The sequence below is a fragment of the Thermobacillus sp. ZCTH02-B1 genome (genome assembly GCF_002159085.1).
GTDB lineage: Bacteria > Bacillota > Bacilli > Paenibacillales > Paenibacillaceae > Thermobacillus.
On record NZ_LZRU01000030.1, the window covers coordinates 100904 to 119144 of the forward strand.

Annotated in this window: 12 protein-coding genes; 4 read left to right on the forward strand and 8 right to left on the reverse strand. The window is 65.2% G+C overall.

Translation table 11 applies throughout. The features are described from left to right. Positions 1-24: 24 nt before the first annotated feature. Both A9Z00_RS12365 and A9Z00_RS12370 read left to right on the forward strand, forming a co-directional pair. The gene (locus A9Z00_RS12365; RefSeq protein ID WP_296977835.1) at positions 25-1941 is read left to right on the forward strand and encodes an electron transport protein; all 1917 of its coding nucleotides are present in this window, start codon (positions 25-27) and stop codon (positions 1939-1941) included. 141 nt (positions 1942-2082) lie between these two features. After that, positions 2083-4170, forward strand: coding sequence for an ABC-F family ATP-binding cassette domain-containing protein (locus A9Z00_RS12370; protein WP_296977838.1), 2088 nt, complete (start codon positions 2083-2085; stop codon positions 4168-4170). A gap of 137 nt (positions 4171-4307) precedes the next feature. Here the strand turns inward: A9Z00_RS12370 and A9Z00_RS12375 are convergent, their stop codons facing one another. The 3 genes from A9Z00_RS12375 to A9Z00_RS12385 form a co-directional block, all read right to left on the reverse strand. After that, positions 4308-5549: an MFS transporter gene (locus tag A9Z00_RS12375; protein ID WP_296977842.1), complete on the reverse strand. Its 1242-nt coding sequence runs from the start codon at positions 5547-5549 to the stop codon at positions 4308-4310. Positions 5550-5969: 420 nt separating this feature from the next. After that, positions 5970-6935 (reverse strand): acetylxylan esterase, encoded by a 966-nt coding sequence (locus tag A9Z00_RS12380; protein ID WP_296977845.1) that lies wholly within the window; start codon positions 6933-6935, stop codon positions 5970-5972. Positions 6936-7029: 94 nt separating this feature from the next. Continuing rightward, positions 7030-9573, reverse strand: a complete 2544-nt coding sequence (locus A9Z00_RS12385; RefSeq protein WP_296977847.1) for a beta-mannosidase — start codon at positions 9571-9573, stop codon at positions 7030-7032. A 237-nt stretch (positions 9574-9810) separates the two neighbouring features. Between A9Z00_RS12385 and A9Z00_RS12390 the strand changes: the two genes are divergently transcribed. Further along, on the forward strand, positions 9811-10890 hold the full coding sequence (locus A9Z00_RS12390) for a LacI family DNA-binding transcriptional regulator (RefSeq protein WP_296977849.1): 1080 nt from the start codon (positions 9811-9813) through the stop codon (positions 10888-10890). A 117-nt stretch (positions 10891-11007) separates the two neighbouring features. Here the strand turns inward: A9Z00_RS12390 and A9Z00_RS12395 are convergent, their stop codons facing one another. After that, a complete protein-coding gene (locus tag A9Z00_RS12395; RefSeq protein ID WP_296977852.1) occupies positions 11008-12858 on the reverse strand; it encodes a glycoside hydrolase family 9 protein in 1851 nt (616 codons plus the stop codon). A gap of 383 nt (positions 12859-13241) precedes the next feature. Between A9Z00_RS12395 and A9Z00_RS12400 the strand changes: the two genes are divergently transcribed. Then, the gene (locus tag A9Z00_RS12400; protein ID WP_296977855.1) at positions 13242-14543 is read left to right on the forward strand and encodes a C40 family peptidase; all 1302 of its coding nucleotides are present in this window, start codon (positions 13242-13244) and stop codon (positions 14541-14543) included. Between the two features lie 124 nt (positions 14544-14667). Here A9Z00_RS12400 and A9Z00_RS12405 read toward each other — a convergent pair whose 3' ends face one another. Genes A9Z00_RS12405 through A9Z00_RS12420 form a run of 4 tightly spaced genes read right to left on the reverse strand, consistent with a single transcriptional unit; the run spans position 14668 to position 18236 of the window. Then, on the reverse strand, positions 14668-15960 hold the full coding sequence (locus A9Z00_RS12405; protein ID WP_296977858.1) for an ABC transporter permease: 1293 nt from the start codon (positions 15958-15960) through the stop codon (positions 14668-14670). Further along, positions 15953-16861, reverse strand: a complete 909-nt coding sequence (locus A9Z00_RS12410; protein ID WP_296977861.1) for an ABC transporter ATP-binding protein — start codon at positions 16859-16861, stop codon at positions 15953-15955. The genes A9Z00_RS12405 and A9Z00_RS12410 overlap by 8 nt, the downstream gene beginning before the upstream one ends. Further along, positions 16858-17796, reverse strand: a complete 939-nt coding sequence (locus tag A9Z00_RS12415) for an ABC transporter ATP-binding protein (RefSeq protein WP_296977864.1) — start codon at positions 17794-17796, stop codon at positions 16858-16860. The genes A9Z00_RS12410 and A9Z00_RS12415 overlap by 4 nt, the downstream gene beginning before the upstream one ends. After that, a complete protein-coding gene (locus tag A9Z00_RS12420; RefSeq protein WP_296977867.1) occupies positions 17793-18236 on the reverse strand; it encodes a GntR family transcriptional regulator in 444 nt (147 codons plus the stop codon). The genes A9Z00_RS12415 and A9Z00_RS12420 overlap by 4 nt, the downstream gene beginning before the upstream one ends. Positions 18237-18241: the final 5 nt, after the last annotated feature.

Here is an 18241-nt window from a genome sequence, read left to right on the forward strand (position 1 = left end):
GATCGCGGAGGTGGGGTACACAGCATGGCCCGGAACAACAACAAGCGGAGGAACATCGGGCGCAAGGCCGGCTTGCTGGTGCTGGCCGCCGGCGTCGCCTTGACCGTGCTCGCATTGTACGCGCATCCGACATACGTCTATATACCGGACCGGGAGCACCTCCTGAACCCGAACGGAGAACCGGCGGTACGCGCGGCGGAGTCCGCGGACGGTCCGGAGCGGACGGACCCGGAGACGCTGAAACTCGGACGGCGCGCGTTTTACGGCGAGACGTTCGGCAACGAACTTTTTCTCATGGACATCATGGGGCTGCTGGACGGTCCGCTGACCGTCCGCGGCATTTTGAAGGCGGCTGCCGCGCTGAGGGGGGAAGGCACGACCAACCTGAAAGTGAAGGCGGAGAAGGACGCCGTCGTCGGCGGCCGGAAGATCCGCAAGGGCGACCTCATCGATACCGGCCTCGATGTCGCGAAGGGATCGGTGGTGCCGCTCGGCTTGAAAATCACGATGGACAAAGGCAAAATCCGCGTCGGCGTCGGCTGCATCGCCTGCCACGCCGTCTACGATCCGGCGAGCGGCAAGGTCGTCGAGGGCCCGCCGAACCGTGACCTGAACGTCGGGTTCATGCTCGCGCTGGCGGAGAATTCGGCGGCTTTTTTCACGCATACCGGGGTGACGAAGGAACAGATCGAGGGGCTGATGCGTTTCAAGGAAGAGGCGAAGAGCTGGGTGACGGACGGCGAAGGCAAGCGCACGCCGCTGCCCGATCCGGACGAGCTGGAGCGGCTGGTCGACGAGGAGCTCATGAAATGGCCTCCGGGATCCATCGACACCTCGATTGACATGGTGAACAATCCGGTCCAGATTCCCGACTCGTTCACGCTCGGCGATCATCCGTACAACTGGAACGGCACGGCCTTCGCCGGCCCGTTCAAGGGGCTGATGACGTTCTCGGGCGTCCCGAACGCGCAGAACATGGACGCGCTGGCGCAGGTCGGCCTGAGCGAAACGCTGTTCGGGCTCGACCGGGAAGTCTACATGGGCATCCTGCTGCAGCGGGCCGCATCGCCCAAATACCGGTACGATCCGGAGAAGGGGAGCAAGCCGAGCGAACAGTTCGCGGCCGTGGACCCGACGCCGGACTCGCCGGGCATCATCCGGTCGGTGCCGACGCCCGTCCATCCGCGCGCGTCGTTCGTCTCGGTGTCCGGCGTGCTCTCCTCCGTGCCCGGCCATCCGGTCAACCGGCACACGCTGGCGATATCCGCCTACCAGAATACGTTGAAGCCGCCCCGCTCCGGCCTCAAGCGGAACGCCGCGATGGCGGCGGAAGGCGAGCGGGTGTTCCGCCGGGCGGGCTGCGTCTCCTGCCACGCCGGCCCGTATCTCACGAACAACCGGATCGTCTCGGCGGCCGTCATCGGCACGAATCCGTCCCGCGCGAAGTCGTTCAAGAAAACGGAAGCGTTCTGGGGTCCGCCGCTCATGTACGATTACGACACGCCCGTGCCGCTGCCGGCGAAGCCGAAGCTGCACCGCATGTCGCTGAACGGCATGAGCGAAGACCAGATCCGGCTGGCCTTCGCGCGCGGCGATTCGCCGGGCGGTTACAAGACGCCGAGCCTGTACGGACTGTACTGGTCGGCGCCGTACCTGCACGACGGCGGCGTCGCGGCGGGACCGGAGCCGGGACAATACGGCATCCCCGGTACGTTCGGAGCCGGCGTCCTCCCCGACCCGGTCGAGAGCCTGCGCGCGCTCGTCGACCAGGAGCTGCGCCGGAAAGTCGTCGAGGCGAACCATGCCGACCGCGGTCTGCGGGAAGCCAACGTGGAAGGCGTGGGCCACGAATATTGGGTCGATGAGTCGACGGGCTTCACGCGGCGGGAACAGGACGCGCTCATCCATTACCTGCTGACGCTGCACGACGAAGATAAATAGTGCCGGTTGGCGCTCCGTTCCGCGCCTCTCCCCGAGGTTCCGCTCGGCGCCGGAATCATGTACACTGTTCAGTGTGGCCGCGCGCCGCAGGCGGCGGCGCACGAGAACCGCCGTTGCGGGAGAAGGCTGCGGAGGATCGACATGCTGCTTCAACTTTCGGGTATTTCGAAGCGCTACGGCGCAGAACCGGTGCTGAACAACATTTCGTTTCATGTGAACGAGCGCGAGCGGATCGGCATGGTCGGCGTGAACGGCGCGGGCAAGTCGACGCTGCTCGCGATCATCGCCGGCGAGCTGGTTCCGGACGCCGGAACGGTGAACCGGCGCAAGGGCATCCGGATCGGCTACCTGGCCCAGAACGGCGGTCTGCATTCGGAGCGGACGATCTGGGAGGAGATGCGGGACGTTTTTGCCGACGTGCTGGAAATGGAGCGGGAAATGCGGGAACTGGAAATCCGCATCGCCGATCCGAAGGAGATGGAGAACCCGGGGCGGTACGAGGAACTGCTGACCCGGTACGCGGCGCTGTCCGACCGGTTCCGCGAGCGGGGCGGATTCGGGATTGACAATCGAATCCGCAGCGTGCTGCACGGAATGGGCTTCGGCGCGTATCCGCCGGATACGCCGGTCGCCGCGCTGAGCGGCGGGCAGAAGACGCGGCTCGCGCTGGCGCGGCTCCTGCTGCAGGAGCCGGACCTGCTTCTCCTGGACGAACCGACAAACCATCTTGACATCGAGACGCTGTCCTGGCTTGAAGACTATCTGCGCGGCTATCCGGGCGCGATTCTCGTCGTGTCCCACGACCGGTATTTCCTCGATGCGCTGGCGGAAAGCATCATCGAAATCGAGCGGCACGCGGCGAAGCGGTATACCGGCAACTACAGCCGCTACATCGAACAGAAGGCCGCCGAATACGAAGCGCAGCTCAAGGCCTACGAACAGCAGCAGGAAGAAATCGCGCGGATGGAAGATTTCATCCGCCGCAACATCGCCCGCGCCTCGACGTCGAAGCGGGCGAGAAGCCGGCGCAAGATGCTCGAGCGCATGGAACGGGTCGAACGGCCGGCCGGCGAGGCGAAGCGGGCTTCGTTCGCGTTCGAGATCGACCGGCAGACCGGCGTCGACGTGCTGGAGGTGCAAGATCTGGCGGTCCGGTTCGAGGGGAGCGACCGGCCGCTGTTCCGGAACGTCTCGTTCCGGCTTCAGCGCGGCGAGACCGTCGCCATCGCGGGCCCGAACGGCATCGGCAAGTCGACGCTGCTCAAGGCGCTGCTCGGGAAGATTCAACCGGAGACCGGCATGATCCGGTTCGGCGCCAACGTGAAGATCGGCTACTACGACCAGGAACAGGCGAATCTCCATCCCGACAACACCGTGCTCGACGAGGTGTGGAACGCCTTTCCGCATCTCGAGGAAGTACGCATCCGCACCGTGCTCGGCCATTTCCTGTTCAGCGGCGAGGACGTGCTCAAGAAGATCGCGTCGCTGAGCGGCGGCGAGAAGGCGCGGGTGGCGCTCGCGAAGCTGATGCTCGAGCGGGCGAACGTGCTCATCCTGGACGAACCGACGAACCATCTGGATCTGTACAGCAGGGAAGCCCTCGAGACGGCGCTTGCCGAATTCGAGGGCACGCTGCTGTTCATTTCGCACGACCGCTATTTTCTGAACAAAATGGCCGAGCGGATCCTCGAGCTGACGCCGGACGGCGTGCGGGTCTGGCTGGGCAATTACGACGACATGCTCGAGAAGAAGCGCGAACTGGCGGAACTCGGGGCTGCTCCGGAGCCGGCGCCGCACCCGGGGGACCGGGCGAACGGCGGCGCGGCGCGGACGGAGGCGCGGAACGGAGCGGGCGTCGGAATGGCACAGACCGTTGCGCGGAGCGATGCAAGCGGCGGAACGGCGCGGGGGGACGACGGCCGCGGGACGGGAAGCGCCGCGGAAGCGCGCGATGCCGGGGCGCGCACGGGCGGCACCGCTTCGGGTGAAATGTCCTACGAAGCCATGAAGCAGGCGAAGCGGCTGGAACGCCAGCGCCAGCGGCGGATCGAGCAGCTCGAAGCGGAGATCGAGTCGCTTGAGGCGGCGATCGCCGCCATCGAAGCCGAATTGGCGGACCCGGCGGTCTATATGGACTACATGCTCGTGCAGGAGAAGCAAAAACTGCTGGACGAGAAGCGTTCCGCGCTGGAGAGCGCGTATGCGGAGTGGGAACAGCTCATGGCCTGACGCGCATGCGCCGGGGATGCCGGACCGCCGGCGGCGGGCGGGCCGTCGTCCCCCGGAGCCCCTTGATTCAGGCCGTTTTCCCGGAACCCGTCACCGCCGCAAGCGCCGCCGGCACCGCGGCGCCGGCTGCTTCCGCCCTACCGGCGCCGGTCCTTCGGCAGCAGGAACGCGAGCAGCCCGGTCAACGGCAGCCAGCTGATCGCGTCGATGACCGGGATCGGATTTTCTCCGATCGCGCTCATCCATTCGCCGAGCACGACGGCGCCCAGCGCCCCCATGCCGAACGCAAGGCCGACGATCAGCCCGGATGCCATGCCGACGTTCCGCGGCATGAGTTCCTGCGCATAGACGACGCATACCGAAAATCCCGACATCATGATGAAGCCGAGCACGGTGACGACCGGGAAGATCGCCTCAAGCGCGAGATGCGGCAGCATCAGCGCGAACGGCGCCGATCCGAGCAGCGAGAAGATGATCATGTTCTTCCGTCCGTATCGGTCGCCCCAGATGCCGCCGAAGAACGTGCCCGCCACGCCGGCGCCCAGATAGAGGAACAGCGCGAGCTGGGCGGTCTGTTTCGACACCCCGAACTTGTCTTCGAGATAGAACGGATAAAAATTGTTGATGCCCGCGGCGTACCACGACCGTGCGAACACGATCAGCACGAGCAGCGCCAGCGCGAAGGCGACCATCCCGCGGGAGAGCCCGTCCCCCCGCGGGGCTTCGGCAGCCGCGCCTTCCGCCGCCCTGCTCCTCCGCTTCACCGGCGCGCCGTGCGCGGCCAGCTGCTTCCGATACCAGGGCACGATGTACAACCCGATCGCGATCGCGGCGCCCGCGAGCAGCATGCCCCAGGCCGCGCCGCGCTGGCCGAGCGGGATGAAAATTGCGATCGTCATGAGCGGCGCCAGCATCGAACCGGCGTTCCCGCCCATCTGGTAGACCGACTGGGCGAAGCTGCGCCGGTCGCCCGCCGCGAAATAGACGACCCGCGAGCCCTCCGGATGGAACACCGCCGATCCGATCCCGATCAGGACGGTCGCCAGCAGCAGCAGCCAATAATTCGGCGCGAACGCCAGCCCGGCGATGCCGAGCAGGCTCATTCCCATGCCGATCGGCAGCATGCCGGGAGTCGGCCGCCGGTCGGAATACAGGCCGACCACGGGCTGCATGACGGACGATGTCATGTTGAGGGTGAAACTGATCCATCCGATCTGCGACAGCGTCAGCGACAGGGAATCGCGCAGCACGGGGAACAGCGCCGTTACGACGGTCTGCATCGAATCGTTCAGCATGTGGATCGCGCTGACCGCGAGCAGGATCGAATAGACCGTCGCGCTCGTCCGGGCGATCCTCCGGGCATCAACATCCGTGTTCAAACAAGCTGCGTCTCCTTCCGGGACCATGATAATTATTTTCAGTCTAGACCCGTCCCGGTACCGCGTCAAATGCCGGATAAGACAAAATACGCGGATTTCGGCCCGTCCCGGACCGCGTCGGACCGGCGGCGGCACCGGATCGATCGTTGCGAAGGCTTACGGATCGTCAGGGGCGGTCCGGCAGATTCGCTGTGCAGCCGTTCCGGATCGTCAGAGGCGGTCCGGCAGATTCGTTGCGCAGCCGTTCCGTCACGAAGTACGCGTCGGAGGCGCTCCTCCCGGGTGCGTGCCGGGCAAGGATGCCGCCCGTCCGGTTCTCGTCCGGTCCGTGCCGGATGCCGCCCGTCCGGTTCGAAGAAAAAAAGCCCCCGCCCCGACGGGGCGGAAGGCTTCTTCCCGAACGGCCGCGCATGTCCGGCGTCACGGCCGCAGCGTCTCCATGAGCAGCCGCAGCTTCTCTTCATGCGCGCGCGGGATGTACTCGTGGCCGAAATAGCGGAACACCGCGATCGATTTGTCGCACTGCAGATGATTGTAAGCCGCGAACACCGTGGACGGCGGCGTGATCGTGTCGACGAGGCCGATCGACACCCAGGTCCGGCACCGGATGCGCGGCGCCAGATTCATGACGTCGAAGTAGGACAGCGTCCGCTTCGCCCGCGTCTCGATCTCCGGATCGCCGTTGCGGCGGAAGAACTCGTTCAGCTCGTGATACGGTCCGGCCGGCGCGATGTCGATCGCCCGCTCGAAATGCGCGAGATACGGATGGTCCGCCGCCGCGACGACCGGGATGTCCGACAGCGCCGCCGCGGCCAGCGTCAGCGCGCCGCCCTGGCTGCCGCCGGTCACGCCGATGCGCGCGCGATCCACCTTGTCCAGCGACGCCAGCACCTCGAGCCCGCGGACCGCGTCCATGTACACCCCGCGGTAGTAATACTCGTCCTCGGACAGGATGCCCTTCGACATCCATCCCGCGTGGGCGCCGTGGCTGTAGACGGTGTTGTCCACGCTTTCCCCCTGCTGGCCCCGGCACAGCATGAGCATCGCCGCATAGCCGTGCAACGCCCAGTTCACGACCTCGTGGATTTGGCCCTCCATCGCCCAGTTGTACCCGTGGAACAGCATGAGCCCCGGGAACGGCCCGTCGCCGTCGGGCATCGCCAGCCACCCTTGCACGTTCGCGCCGCGGAAACCGGCATAGACGATTTTGTACAGCCGCACCTTCCGGGCCGGATAGTCGCGCGGCGCAAGCTCGTACTTGAGCGGCGTCCCGGCCAGCTCGCGCAGCGACCGCTCCCAGAACGCGTCGAAGTCGGGCTGCCGCGTCAGGGAAGGCTTGTACTTCTCGAGCTCGCTCAACGGAAGATCATAGGGTTGTTGTGCCAATGCGGGCATCTCCTTTCCACACATCGGGTTCGGATCCAGTGTAAGGCAAGCTCCGGTCGCCCGGCAAGACCCTGAGCGGCAACTCGTCCGTGCTTTACAACCCGATCCAGTCCGCGAACGAGCGGACGGTCAACCTTCCCGGCCGCGCGGGCGCGAAAGCCCGTCCTCCGGCGCCGCGGCCGAGGAACTCGACCGTGACCGGAATGCCGGGAATCAGATCGAACCAGTTGTCGGTGAAAATGCCTTCCGCCTCGGCGAACAGCGCGACCTGCTTCGCGAGCGTGTCCGTCTCGAGCGTGAAGGCCGTCCCGTTCGAGCCCGGCACTTCGCGGACCGTCACGTTCGCCTTCGACAACCGGATTTCCTTCGCCGGAACGAAATAGTGCAGCTTGCTGTCGAGCACCCGGCCCCCTTCGATCAGATCGGCCTTCAGCACCGTGCGCCGCGGGTCCGCTTCGCCGAGCAGCCCGGATACGGAGGCCGACCAGACGACCGCCGCCGCGTTCGCGTCCACCTTCGCCGGAGCGCCGGACTCCTTCAGCAGCCTGCCGTCAAAATCGTACAGCGCGATGCGCAGCACACCGTCGATCGGCCGCAGCACGTCGGACACGACGTGGATGTCCACGACGCCCTCCTTCGTGCCGTCGATCGAGACGATGATGTCCTTCATGCTCCGCTTCGCGTAATACTGGATCGCCTTCCACCGGCCGTAGTAGTCCATCGACGACCACGACGCGACCGGCCAGCAGTCGTCCAGCTGCCAGTACAGCGATCCCATGCAGAACGGCTTGCGCCGCCGGTGCGCCTCGATCGCGAACTTCATCGCCTCGCCCTGCAGCACCTGGCTGACGGAGAGGAACGAGACGAAGTCCTTCGGCTCCGGCAGATACATCGTCTGGTACTGCTTGATCAGCCTGTTGCCGGACGGATGCCGCTGGTGGCTGAGCATGACGTCCGAGAGCAGCTCCAACTCGTGCTCCCGCGCGTACGAGCGAACCGTGCGCTCCTCGGGGAACGACTGGAAGCCGTACTCGCTCATGAACCGGCCGAGGTTCACCGTATACGACTCGAACGGCTCCACCTCGTGCCAGACGCCCCAGTAATGGATGTCGCCGGACGTCGTCCGCTTGCCGGCATGCTGGTTCGCATCCCGCGTGAGACCCTGCATCGGCGACGACGGCCAGTAGTCCGCCTCCGGCGCGAGCCGGCCGACGACTTCCGGCAGCAGCTCGTGGAACAGCTTCTCGTAATCCGCCCACAACTTCTCCCGCAGCTCGGGCGGATACTGCTGCTTCCAGCCCCAGCCCGCGTCCTCGATGTAGTGCGACCAGGCGGTGTCGATCTCGTTGTTGCCGCACCAGAGCGCGATGCAGGGATGGTTGCGCAGGCGCTTCACGTTCTGCTCCGCCTCGATCCGCACATTTTCGAGGAACGCTTCGTCGCCCGGATACAGGCTGCACGCGAACATGAAATCCTGCCAGACGAGGATGCCATACTCGTCGCACAGGTCGTAGAACGCATCGTCCTCGTAGATGCCGCCGCCCCAGACGCGCAGCATGTTCATGTTCGACTGCGCGGCGGACGCGATCTCGTGTTCGTACCGCTCGCGCGTCACCCGCGTGACGAAGCTGTCGAGCGGGATGTGGTTCGCGCCCTTCGCGAACACCGGCACCCCGTTCAGCTCAAAATGGAACGACGTCCCCCATTCGTCCTTCTTCCGCACGAGGCGGATCGAGCGCAGGCCGGTCCGGACCTGACGCGCCGCCGCCACCCGGCCGGAAGCCAGAAGCTCGGCGCGGAACGTGTACAGATGCTGCTCCCCGAGCCCGCGGCACCACCACAGCCTCGGCCGCTCGATGACCGCATCGAGCTCGACCGTCCGGACGCCGGCTTCCAGCGACACGTCCCGCTCCCAGACGCGGCCGTCCGCCGCAAGCCGCAGCGTGCCGCTCCACGCGGCCTCCGCCTCGACCTCCACGACGGCGGTCAGCCGTGCCTCGGCCTCCGTCACGCTCCGTTGGCGGATGAACAAATCGGCGATCCGCACGCCGGACCACGCCTCGAGCCGCACCTCGCGCCAGATGCCGCTCGTCACGAACCGCGGACCCCAGTCCCAGCCGTAATGGTACGGCGCCTTGCGCGCGAAGACGCTCACCTTCCTGTCGCCGAGCCCGCCGTTCTCCGACTGGTCGTTCACCGCCGGTAACGGATAGCCGAGCTTCTCCAGCTTCGGCAGATCCTCGCGGATCGGCGAGCGGAAGCGGATGTGCAGCCGGTTGCCGGCGGGCTTCAGCAGCCGCTTCACCCCGACGCGCCACACGCGGAACATGTTGTCCGCGGACAGCACATGCTCGCCGTTCAGCGTCACGTCGGCATAGGTGTCGAGGCCGTCGAACACGAGGTCGATTCTGGACTCGCCGAGCAGATCGCCGGACACGTCGAAGGTCGTTTCATATTCCCAATCCTGCTTGTCGATCCACTGCAAATCGCGCTCGTTCGTCCCGTCGAACGGATCCGGAATCCTGCCGTTCGCGAGCAGGTCGGTATGGACGCAGCCCGGCACGGCGGCCGGCATCCATTCCCGTTCGCCCGCGCCCCGGAACCGCCAGCCGTCGATCAATCGCTGTACCGCGTTCATGATGCCCTCCCGGATGTCATCAACTGCTGATGTTTCCATCCATTATACAGAGGGATGTTAAAAAGTAAAGGCGAATCCGTTAATTTTTTGTTCAATTTGTTAACCCGAACCCGCCGCCATCCCATGATGTTTGGAGTTCACTTTTCCGCCGTGCTATAATTTTAACAAATTGAACAAACCGCTCATTCCGGTCGACAAAAAAACGATCGCGCAACGCCAGGCAGGTGATCCCCGTTCATGAAACGCAAACCCACCACGAACGACATCGCCCGGATGCTGGGCCTCTCGCGAACGACCGTCTCGAAGGCCCTGAACGGGCACCCGTCCGTTCCGCCCGCCACGCGGCAGCGGGTGCTGGACGCGGCCGCCCGGCTCCGCTACAAACATTACCGGCTGTCCGCCGGCCGGACGGATCCGTCCGGCCCTTTGGACGCGGGCCTGCGCACGATCGCCTGCCTGGTCCGCTCGAGCCTCGCCCGCTCCGGCAGCAAGGGCTACTGGGTGGACGTGCTGCAGGGCATCGAGGAATCGACGCGGCGCCGGGGCTGGAACATGGTGCTGCATTTCGTCACGCCCGAAGATCTCGACGCCCTCGCCCTGCCCCGCTCGCTCACGGAGGCGCATGTGGACGGCGTCATCATGGCCGGCATCACGCGGCTCGCCTACGCGCGCACCGTCGCCGGGCTCGGCCTTCCGGCCGTGCTGATCGACCACGACAGCGCGGCGCGGGCCGGGGACGCCGTCTTCGACACGGTGCTGATGGAGAGCGAGCGAAGCGTACGCGATCTGACCGCGCGGCTCATCGCGCTCGGCCATCGCCGCATCGGCTTCATCGGCGACATCGGCGACTGCCTGTCGTTCATGGAACGGTGGAACGGCTTCCGGCTCGCGATGGCGGATGCGGGGCTCCCCGTCGACCCGGCTTGCTGTGCCGTGGCGCCGAGGCCGCGCCATTACTTCGACGGCGCGGAAGTCGCCGAAGCGCTCGGAGCCATGCCGCATCTTCCCACCGCCTTCGTCTGCGCAAACGACGTCGTCGCGATCCGGACGATCCAGGCGCTCGGCCGGATGGGCCTCGAGGTCCCGCGCGACGTGTCCGTCGCCGGCTTCGACGCGATGGAGCCGGATGCCGGCGCGCTGCCGGACGGCCTGCGCCTGGAATCCGTCCGGATCGACGCGGTGCGCGTCGGCTCCCGCGCGTTCGAGCAGCTCGTCCTGCGGATGGAGCAGCCGGACCGCCCGGTCGAGCATGTCCGGCTCGCCACCTTGCCGGTCGAGGGAACGTCCGTCGCGCCGCCCGCGGGCGAAATCGCTTGACGCGGGAACGCAGCCTGTCGATCGTTCCGCATCCAAATCCGGGGCATGATTCACCGCTTGCAACCGGCAGAGCGGCCGGCACGGGCCCAAGGACCGGCCGGCCGCCTTCCTTTCGGATCACGGTTCCGCGAACCAGGTCAGGACGAACACGAGCGGCGCGTTGTAGTCGATCGCGTATTCGTTCGACGCCCACGATCCGCTCACGTCCAGATAGGCCTTCGCCGGCGGCGGCGATTCGCGTTCGAGCAGCCTGTCGAGCTGCGGATCGCCGCCGAATTTGTTCGGCCCGCCGACGAGCAGTCCCGGGATGTACGTGCCCGTACTGATGATCAACCGGTTGTGCGGATGGTCCGGCATCTCCGTCCCCGATCCGGTCAGGTACGTCGTGCCGACGGCGTTGCGCCCGAGCGTATAGTGGAGCTGGTCGAGCGCGCCGTGCAGGTACGTCTCCTTCGGCTCCAGCTCGTGCGCGAGCAGGAGGAGCTGCGCCTTCGCGAGCCCGTTCTTCACGGATGCCCATGAATACTCGTTGGACGTCAGCGAATAGCGGTAGCCGTCGCGGCCGATCCGCCCGACGATGTCGTCCGCCGCCTTCACCAGTCTCTGCGCGATCTTCGCCTTGATCTCCGGATCGCCCGCTTCCGCCGTGGCGTAGGCGAACTGCCCGAGCGCGATCGTCGAACCCCAGCCGATGATGATCGGGTCACGTTGCAGCAGATGGGGCAGCTTCTCGCGAATATACGCATCGTATTTCGGATCGCCGGTCGTCTTCAGCAGCTCGGCCGCCGCCCAGAACCGGTCGTCCTCGTCGCCGTTCTTGTCGTAGCCGCCCGAGCCGTTGTCCTGGTGCTCGCTCTTCAGCACGATGAGCCGGGGATTCGCCTCGAGGAATCCGAACGCCCGCTCGGCCGCCCCGAGCAGCCGGGCGGCGTAACCGGCGTCGAACGGCTCGTAGACGCGCGCCGCCATCGCCATCGCCCCGGCGAACATGCCGGTGCCGTAGGTCGTCATGCCGAAGACGTACCTCGGCTGCGTGTCTTCTTCCGGCCGGATCATGCCGGGCCATGTGAGCCCCGACACCTTGTGGTAGACGGCGCCGTCGGGCCGCTGCATCTTGAGCAGCCAGTCGAGCTCGTACTTCACCTCCGCCAGCACGTCCGGCAATCCCGGCACGTCGCACTCGAAGCCGGGCGGAAACTTGAGCTGCCCGACGCCGAACTTCTCCGGCCTGCGTTCGTACGCGAGCAACAGCTGCGCGGCCGTCACCGCGCCGGGCGGCACGTACTTGCCGTAATCGCCGGCGTCGTACCATCCGCCGCTGACGTCGACGACGGTGCCCGCCGGCGCGTGGGGATGATCGATATCAAGCTTCGCCTCGGCATCCTGCGTATGCCCGGCCGCGTGCCGGAACCCGGTGACCGGATCGTCGATCGCGAGCCCGGAGCGCCCGAGCGTATAGGAACGCAGCGCGTCGAAGAAAGGCGCGTAATAGACGTTTCGCGCGATCCGGAACTTCCGCGACGAACCGGCGCCCGGCACGACGACGGCGTACTCGCCTTCCTCCGCGAGCGGGGTGAAATCGAGATGCCGCACCCGTTCGCCCGAATGCACGTCGAGGTGGGCCGGGCCGATCTCGCCTTCATGGACGACCGCCATCGTCGCCGCGTCGACAACCATGAATCGGTCGGCGTCCGCATGGCCTTCCAGCACCGCGATTTTGGGCGCGTCCGGCAGATAGCCAACCTGGTTGACCTTGATGTCCTTCCCGTCGAACGTCACTTCGCCGACGGCCGCAGCGTCGTCGCCCGCAGCATTCTCCGGAGCCGGTCGTCCGCCGCCTTCCGGTTCGCCGGCATCCGCTTCACGGACCGCCGGCTCCCGGGATTCGGGCACCTTCCCCGCGCCCGTGTCCATGCAGCCGGCGACAAGCCCGACGATCACCATCAGGCCCAGAAGTCTTCCCGTCATCCTGTTTCCTCCGGGCATGACATCAAACCCCCCCTCTTCCAGCGGTTCCTTGCTCCAAAATGCGGCGGGAATCCGCCCCCTCTCGCAGCCGGCGCCGGAATTCGGACTGTGACTTTTGGATTATTTTTCTTGCGGGCCTTCCGGTGAAGCGGGCTGGTCCGGACCGCCGTCCCCGCTACGTCCGTCCCAACGGCCGCGGGTTCCCGCCGGTTCCGGATGCGATCCTGGTACCTGCCGCCCGCAAGATCCAGCGAAAAGCGTCCCAATTTCCCGAGCGCTACAAAACGTATTTGGAAAGTTTTTCTACGCTAACCGGAAATTCAGCTATGGTAAGATTGTCTTGCCGCGGCAACATCACCCTGTGTGACGGGAGGTTCGTCATCATGAAGAACCTGCTGGTTGCGGCGCTCGCCGCCTGCATCGCGCTCTTCCCGATGCCGCTTGCAGCCACGGCGTATCCATCCACCGTAGAACAGGTCCATGTCATCGCTACCGTCAATTTCAGGACCAAACCATCCACGTCGGGCGAACGGATCCGCTATCTCCGCAAGGGCGAAGTGCTGGAGCTGATCGAACGAACGAACGCGTACTGGCTGAAGGTCCGGGATGCTGCCGGCACGGTCGGTTATGTATCCTCCCTGGACAAATATGTGGAAATCCGCTCCGCCGCCGCCGCGCCCGAACCGAACGGCGAAGTGATCTACGGCATCAACCTGCGCACCGGCCCGTCCACCGACGCGGCCATCATCCGGATGCTGAAGAAGGGAGAACCGGTCTGGATTCTCGAACAGGTCAACCCGTATTGGTACCGCGTCGCGGACCGGAACAACGTGATCGGCTATGCGAGCGCGAACCCGAAATACATCCGCACGTCGTTCGCACCGCCGTCCGGCACGGTGCCCGCCGAACCGGACAAGCCTCCGGTACCGACGGTTCCGGGGGAGCCCGCCGATCCCGCGGACCCCGACGAGACGGACCCCGACCTGATCGACCGGCCCGAAGAACCGATCTACAAGTCCGAGCCGAACGCGGTGATCGTCGCCACGGTTTCGTTCCGGACGGGACCGAGCACGTCCGCTTCGCGCATCCGGTACATGAAACCGGGCGAACAGCTGACCGTCGTGAAACGGTACAACGATTACTGGTATTACGTGCAGGACGCAAACGGCGTGTACGGTTACGTCAGCACAAGCGCCAAATACATTTCGACCAACTACGTCGAGCCTTGGATGAATCTGGACCGCGCCGTCGCGGCGGAGCTCGCCATCGCCGCCGGCATGAAATACCTCGGCACGCCGTACGAGTTCGGCTCGAACCGGAACGACACGAGCACGTTCGACTGCTCGGATTTCGTCCGCCAGGCCTGGCTGGAAGGCGTCGGACTGCGCCTGCCCGGCGACTCGCGAAGCCAGGGCGCCTACGTGAAGGCCATCGGCAAGACGACCGACGACTGGCGGAGCCTCCAGCGCGGCGACCTGATGTTCTTCATGTCCTACCTGGGCAGCAAAGCATCGGACTACGCAGGCATCGACAAGGCCAACGCCCGCATCACCCACGTCGGCATCTACCTCGGCGACGGCAAAATCCTGCATACCTATTCGGAAAAATCCGGCGGCGTCCGGATCGATCCGATCGCCGGCACCCACTGGGAATACCGCTTCCTGTTCGGCGGATTCGTGTACTGATGCCGCGCGGGATCCGCACTTCCATTATAAACGCCGCTCCGTCCCGGGCGGATAACAAAAACGAGACATCCATAACAAAGTTGAAACGGCCGGTCCCCGTCCGGGTTCCGGCCGTTTCCGCTTTTCAGACCTTGTACGCCTTCATCGCTTTCCGGAGCTCCCTGAAGCTCGGCCGCTTGCCGTACATCAGCACGCCGGTGCGGTAAATCTTCGCCGACAGCCAGCCGAGCAGGATGATCGTCGCGACGAGGATGCCCAGCGACAGCAGCACTTCCCACCAGGCCGGATCGGCCATGCCGATCCGCGCGAACATCAGGTAGGGCGTGAAGAAGGGCACATACGACAGGGCGACGCTGGCTCCCGAGTTCGGATTGAACATGCCGAACACGCCCACAAACAGCGCAATCATCATGATCGTCGTCAGCGGCGTCACCGCCTGCCCGAGATCCTCCGTCCGGCTGACGATCGAACCGGCCGCCGCATACAGCATCGCATAGAGGAAGTAGCCCGTCAGGTAGAACACGACGGCGTAGACGATGAGCATCGGATCCAGGCTGGAAGCGTCGAGACCGAGATGCCGGAGCATTTCCCGGTTGTGCGGCAGCGCCAGATTGACGGCGGCCGCAAGGCCGAAGACGGCGATCTGTGACAGCCCGACCACGCACATGCCGAAAATTTTGCCGAACATCTGTGTCAGCGGCGCCACGCTCGTCACGAGTATCTCCATGACGCGCGAGCTCTTCTCCGCGGTGATCTCCGTCGCGATGAGCTGGCCCGTAATCAGGATGCCCATATACAGCATGAAGATGACGATATAGACCAGCATGAGCGCCAGCGCCTGTTCCGCCTCCGATTTTCCTTCTTCGCCGACCGATCCCGCGCCCTCCGTCGTGGAGATCTGGACCGCCCGGATCCGGACCCGCTGCGCCAGCGCCTCCCGCTGCTCGTCCGTCAGATTCGCGCCGGACAGAATGATGTCGGCCTTGATCGCATGCAGCGCGCTTTCCAGGGAAGCCGTCCGGCCCGTATCCAGCGGGTCCTCCGACTTGTAGGTAATCTCCGGGAACAGGCCGTCCCCTTCGAAATCGAGATACCCTTCGATTTCCCCGTTCCGGATCCGTTCCTTCATCGCCGCTTCGTTCGCCTCGGCCGATCCGGCGTCCGGATAGCCGATCAGCTCGATGAGCGGTTTTTCCTGGCTGCCGTAATAGTCCTTGAGCCGATCCGTCACGGCAGGCGCGTCGCTTTCCACGAAGCCGATGCGATCCGGTTCGCTGAACGGATTCATGGAGATCAGGTAGGCCACATTAATCATGACCGACGTCAGGAGCGCGATGACGATCGTCGTCACGATGAACGCCTTCGTCCGCATCCGGTTGCGCATGCTGAAGAGCATGACCGTCCAGAAATTACGCAAGTTCCTCACCTACCGAACGGATAAAGATTTCGTGGAGCGTCGGCTCCATCAGCTCGAACCGCACGACATCCCCCTGTTTCCGCGCGTGATCGAGAATCGCCTGCGCCGCGTCGTCCCGGTCGATCCGGATCTCGTAGCCCCCGTCGAGCCTGGCGACATTCCGGATGCCGGGGATCGTCTCCAATCCCTCGATCGCGCGGTCGTCCTCCAGCCGCACGATGACCCGCTCGCGCGGAAACCGCTTCTTGATGTCGCGAATGCTTCCCTGCAAGACGACATTCGAACGGTGAAGAATCAGGATGTTGCGGCACAGCTCCTCGACGTGCTCCATCCGGTGCGTCGAGAACAGGATCGTCTTGCCGGCGTCGCGCAGTTCCTTCACCGCCGCCTTCAGCAGTTCGACGTTGACGGGGTCGAGGCCGCTGAACGCTTCGTCCAGCACGAGGATCGACGGATCGTGGATGACCGCGGCGATGAACTGGATTTTCTGCTGATTGCCTTTGGACAGCTCCTCGACCTTCTTGTCGTAATATTCCGGCACGTTGAATTTCTCGAGCCACATGCGGAGCCTCCGGTCCGCTTCCTTCGCCGGCACGCCGCGGAGCTTCGCCAGGTAGAGGATCTGATCGCAAACCTTGATCTTCGGGTAAAGCCCCCGTTCCTCCGGCAGATAGCCGAGGTCGCGCAGCTGTTCGCGGCTGTACGGCTTGCCGTGATACAGGATGCTGCCGCTGTCCGGCATGATGATGCCGAGGACCATCCGCATCGTCGTCGTCTTGCCGGCGCCGTTCGCGCCGAGCAGACCGTAGATCTCGCCCGCTTCGGCCGTAAAGCTCACGCCGTTCACGGCCGTTTTGTCGCCGAATTGCTTCACAATGCGATCAACCTGAAGCGTGCTCATGTCCTGACCCCTTTCGTTCCCTGTAATCCGACGGTCTTCTCCCGTTCGACCAGCACGGCGAGGATTTCGTCAAGTTCCATCGCATTGCGCCCGGCCGGCTCCAGCCCGCGGGCGGCAAGCCAGGCTTCGGCTTCCCGCGCCGAGCTCGTCACCGCGCGGACGATGCCGCCGGTCTCCCCGAGCGCGGCCAGTCCCGGCATGCCCGACAGCGCGCCGAGCCATTGCTCGCCGGACCCCATGAAGTAATATTGATGCCAGCTGGTGAGCGTCTCGTCCTTCTCAAACATGCCGAGCACCCTGCCGTTCACCATGAACACGATATAGTCGGCCAGGCGCTTCACTTCCTCCACGACATGCGTGGCGATCAGGATCGTGCGCTCGCCGGACTCCATGTACCGGTGCAGGATGTCGATCATCGTGCGCCAGGCGATCGGATCGAGCCCGGAGGACGGCTCGTCGAGCAGCAGCAGTTCCGGGCGATGGGCGAGCGTGAGCGCAAGATCGAATTTGCGCCGCATGCCCTTCGACATGCTGCCGAGCCTGAGCGACGGGTTCACCTCGAACAGACGGATCAGATCCTGGTAATAAGGATCATCCCAATCCGGGTACCAGTACCGGTAAAATTCCGCCTTGTCCGCTCCCCGGAGCGCGCTGTCGTGACGGTACGGCTCTTCCGGCAGATAGCCGATGCGCCTCAGCAGTTCGGTCCGCTTGCCGCTGCCGATCCGCGTGCCGAGCACCTCGATGCTCCCCTCGTCCGGCTTCATGAGGTCGAGCATGAGACGGAACGTCGTGCTTTTGCCGGAACTGTTCGGCCCGACGATCGCCGTCACGAATCCCGCCGGCACTTCCAAATCCAGCGGACCGAGCTGAAAATGCGATTGCCCGTAACGCACGCCGCTCAAGCGGACGGCCGGCTGACCGGATACACTCATTCCGCATCCCCCTTTTCGTTTTCCGCAGGGCCGCCTTCCCCCGGCAACGGCCGATTCTCCTTCCCTTCGCGCAGCGCCTGCTCGAACAATGCCCGCAGCTCGTCATCGCTGCATTGCACCCTGCGTCCCGCCTCGATCGCCTCGCGCATCGCCGCGGCGACCGATTCCAGCCGGTGCCGGCTTCGCTTCTCGGGATCGACCTTCGCGACGAACGTGCCGGTGCCTTGGCGGGTGACGATCAGCCCTTCCGCCTCGAGGTCCTGGTAGACGCGGCGAATCGTGATGACGCTGCAATTCAGGTGCTGCGCCATTTCCCGGATGGATGGAAGCATGGCGCCCTCGTCCAGCCGGCCGCTGACAATGAGCGCCCGAAGCTGGACCTCGATCTGGTGGTACAGCGGTTCGGCGCTGTACGCGTTCAACCGGATCGACCTCCACATCGCGG

What these genes read in the sequence shown, in the direction of transcription:
- A9Z00_RS12370 (WP_296977838.1), top strand. Translation starts at nt 2,083, where the DNA reads ATGCTGCTTCAACTTTCGGGTATTTCGAAGCGCTACGGCGCAGAACCG.
- A9Z00_RS12410 (WP_296977861.1), bottom strand. Translation starts at nt 16,861, where the DNA reads ATGAGCACGCTTCAGGTTGATCGCATTGTGAAGCAATTCGGCGACAAA.
- A9Z00_RS12385 (WP_296977847.1), bottom strand. Translation starts at nt 9,573, where the DNA reads ATGAACGCGGTACAGCGATTGATCGACGGCTGGCGGTTCCGGGGCGCG.
- A9Z00_RS12395 (WP_296977852.1), bottom strand. Translation starts at nt 12,858, where the DNA reads ATGACGGGAAGACTTCTGGGCCTGATGGTGATCGTCGGGCTTGTCGCC.
- A9Z00_RS12415 (WP_296977864.1), bottom strand. Translation starts at nt 17,796, where the DNA reads ATGAGTGTATCCGGTCAGCCGGCCGTCCGCTTGAGCGGCGTGCGTTAC.
- A9Z00_RS12400 (WP_296977855.1), top strand. Translation starts at nt 13,242, where the DNA reads ATGAAGAACCTGCTGGTTGCGGCGCTCGCCGCCTGCATCGCGCTCTTC.
- A9Z00_RS12390 (WP_296977849.1), top strand. Translation starts at nt 9,811, where the DNA reads ATGAAACGCAAACCCACCACGAACGACATCGCCCGGATGCTGGGCCTC.
- A9Z00_RS12365 (WP_296977835.1), top strand. Translation starts at nt 25, where the DNA reads ATGGCCCGGAACAACAACAAGCGGAGGAACATCGGGCGCAAGGCCGGC.
- A9Z00_RS12420 (WP_296977867.1), bottom strand. Translation starts at nt 18,236, where the DNA reads ATGTGGAGGTCGATCCGGTTGAACGCGTACAGCGCCGAACCGCTGTAC.